Origin of the sequence: Novosphingobium sp. UBA1939 (assembly GCF_002336885.1) — a bacterium.
GTDB lineage: Bacteria > Pseudomonadota > Alphaproteobacteria > Sphingomonadales > Sphingomonadaceae > Novosphingobium.
In genome coordinates this window covers 1-2,581 of sequence record NZ_DDFB01000139.1, presented here as the reverse complement: position 1 = coordinate 2,581, position 2,581 = coordinate 1, and the positions used below count along the sequence as shown (strand labels likewise).

The window sequence follows — 2,581 nt, the reverse complement described above, 5'->3', positions numbered from 1 at the left end:
CTGCCCGTGGCGCTGTGTGCGCTCGGCGGAGCGCTGCTGGTGCTGGGCGCATCGGCGCTTGGCTGGCGCGCGCCGGACCGGCGCGACGACCGGCGTTTCGCCCTGCTGCTGGCAACCGGCGGCGGCCTGCTCATGACCGCCGCGTGGTTCGCGTTCGCCCATTGGCAGGCGCCGCTGTGGACCATGCTGGTGGCGCTCGCCGGGCTGGCCCTGTCCGCCAAGGCCGAAGACCGCCGGATGGAACCAATCGCCGCCACGTTCGGAGCGCTGGCGCTGGTGCAGCTTGTCGTGACATTCGTGCCGGCCCCGCTGGCCGAACCGAACATGCTGGTCGAGGGTGCCGGCGCGGGCGCGGACCTGACCGCGCTGTTGCGCTGGGCCGGGCTGGCGCTGGGCTTCGGATTGTTCGCGTGGAACGCGCGGAACGTTCATCTGCGGCGGCCCGCATGGCTACTCACGGGCCTGTTCGTCTATGGGGCGCTGGCGCAGCGCGTGCCGGGCTGGACCTTGCCCATCGCCGCCTCGGCCGTGGCGGTGGCCCTGTTGGCGGTTGTCAGACGGCGGGAACAGCCGCGCGACGAGGCGCTGATGCTGCCGTTCGCGGCAGCGACGGTGCTTCTGCTCGTCGTGTCGGGCGCGCACACGGCGGACGAATGGGCGCGGCTGACCGGTGGCAGCGATGCCCCGGCCAGCGTGCTGGCCCCGCTGCGCTGGGCCGCCCTGCTGGCGCCGGCGCTGTTCCTGGTGCTGCGAGCGCGGATAGAGGCCTTGCGCCTGACCGGAGAAGTGGCGGCGGTGCTGGCCGGATATGGCGCGCTGGCGCAATTCGTGCCGCCGGTTGCCCTACCGCTGGTGCCGCCGCTTGGCCTGCTTGCCGTAGCCGCAGGGAGCCGCACGCTCCCCTGGCCGGCCTTGCGCGCGGCGGGGGTGACGCTGCTTGGCCTTGTCCTCGGCTGGGCGTTCCTGCCGCTGGTCCAGTGGTCGGACCACGCGCTCCGTTCGCTGGCCGGCGTGCCAATGCTGCTCGACCATCCCGATCTGGGCACGCTGGCGCTGGTCCGGCGGCTGGCGATCCCTGCCCTGCTGCTGGGCGGCGCGGCCTGGCTGCAACGCATGCGCCTGCCACGCTTCGTGCTGATCAACCTGACCGCGATCGGCGGCGTGATCGGAGGCGTGGCCTTGCACGGCCTATACCGTCATCTGTTCGCAGCGCTGGCCGGCACGGACTTCATCACGACCGGCCTGCTCGAACGGCTGGTCTGGTCGGGCATGCTGCTTGGCGCGGGCTGGCTCCTGCTACGCCGCCGGCGCGATCCGGCCGAAGCATCGGTGCCCGCCGCCGTGCTCACCGCCGCCGCCGGCCTGCATGGCCTGTGGTACAGCTTGCTGCTGCACAACCCGCTGTGGAGCATGCAGGATGTGGGCGCCCTGCCCGCGCTCAACCTGCTGGCCCCGCTGTTCGTCCTGCTGCCGCTGGCGCTCTACCAACTGGCGCAGGCCTTGCCCGCCGCCGGCAGAGTCATCGACCGCGCGATGCAGCCGGTGCTGATGCTGACGGTGGCCGGCTTCGCCTGGGCCAGCCTGCGGCAGGCTTTCCATGGCACCTTGCTGGTCGATCCTGGCGTCGGGCCGGCGGAAGACATCCTCCGCTCGATCCTCGGCATCGCGCTCGCCATCGGCTTCCTGCTGTGGGGCATCCGCCGCAAGCGGCACGACTGGCGGATCGCCTCGCTGGTGCTGATGCTCGCCGCCGTGGTGAAGGTCTTCCTGTTCGATGCCTCGGGCCTCGAAGGGCTGCTCCGCATCGCCAGCTTCGTCGCGCTGGGCTTCAGCCTGATCGGGATTGGCTGGCTCTACAGCCGCCAGTTGCGCCGGGGGGATGGCTGAACTCAGATCCCCAGGCAGGTCAGCTTGATGTCGAGATAGTCGTCCATCCCGAACGACGATCCTTCGCGCCCGATGCCGGATTCCTTGACCCCGCCGAACGGAGCGACTTCGGTGGAGATGAGGCCCGTGTTGAGTCCGACCATGCCATAGGCCAGCGCCTCGGGAACCCGCCAGCTCCGGCCGAGATCGCGCGTGAACACATAGGCCGCCAGCCCCGCGTCGGTATCGTTGGCGATCGCGATGGCCTCGTCCTCGGTTTCGAACCGCACCAGCCCGGCTACCGGGCCGAACGTTTCCTCGCGGCACAGCAACGAGTCGGCGGGTACGTCCGCGATCACGGTCGGCGCGAAGAATGTGCCGCCCGCGTGGGCGTCGTCGGTCAGCGCCGCACCCCCCGTCAGAATCCGGCCGCCACGCGAAACCGCGTCCTCGACATGCGCCTGCGCCTTGGCGACGGCGCGCGCGTCGATCAGCGGCCCCTGATCGGTGGGTCCGGCCAGACCGGCACCGACCACGAACGCCGCCACCCGTTCCGCCAGCCGCGCGGCGAAGGCATCGTAGATGCCGGACTGGACCAGCAACCGGTTGGCGCAGACGCAGGTCTGCCCGGCGTTGCGGAACTTCGAAGCCAGCGCGCCTTCCACGGCGGCCTCAAGATCGGCATCGTCGAACACGATGAACGGCGCGTTGCCGC

General features: G+C 71.1%; 2 protein-coding genes. One reads left to right on the top strand and one right to left on the bottom strand.

Features of this window, described 5'->3' with window-relative positions; translation table 11 throughout:
• The coding region (locus tag B3547_RS19110; protein WP_292965967.1) for a DUF2339 domain-containing protein at positions 1-1,887 on the top strand (1,887 nt) is incomplete at its 5' end.
• A 2-nt stretch (positions 1,888-1,889) separates the two neighbouring features.
• Here the strand turns inward: B3547_RS19110 and B3547_RS19105 are convergent.
• Positions 1,890-2,581: aldehyde dehydrogenase family protein (locus tag B3547_RS19105; RefSeq protein ID WP_292965964.1), on the bottom strand; the 692-nt coding region annotated here is incomplete at its 5' end.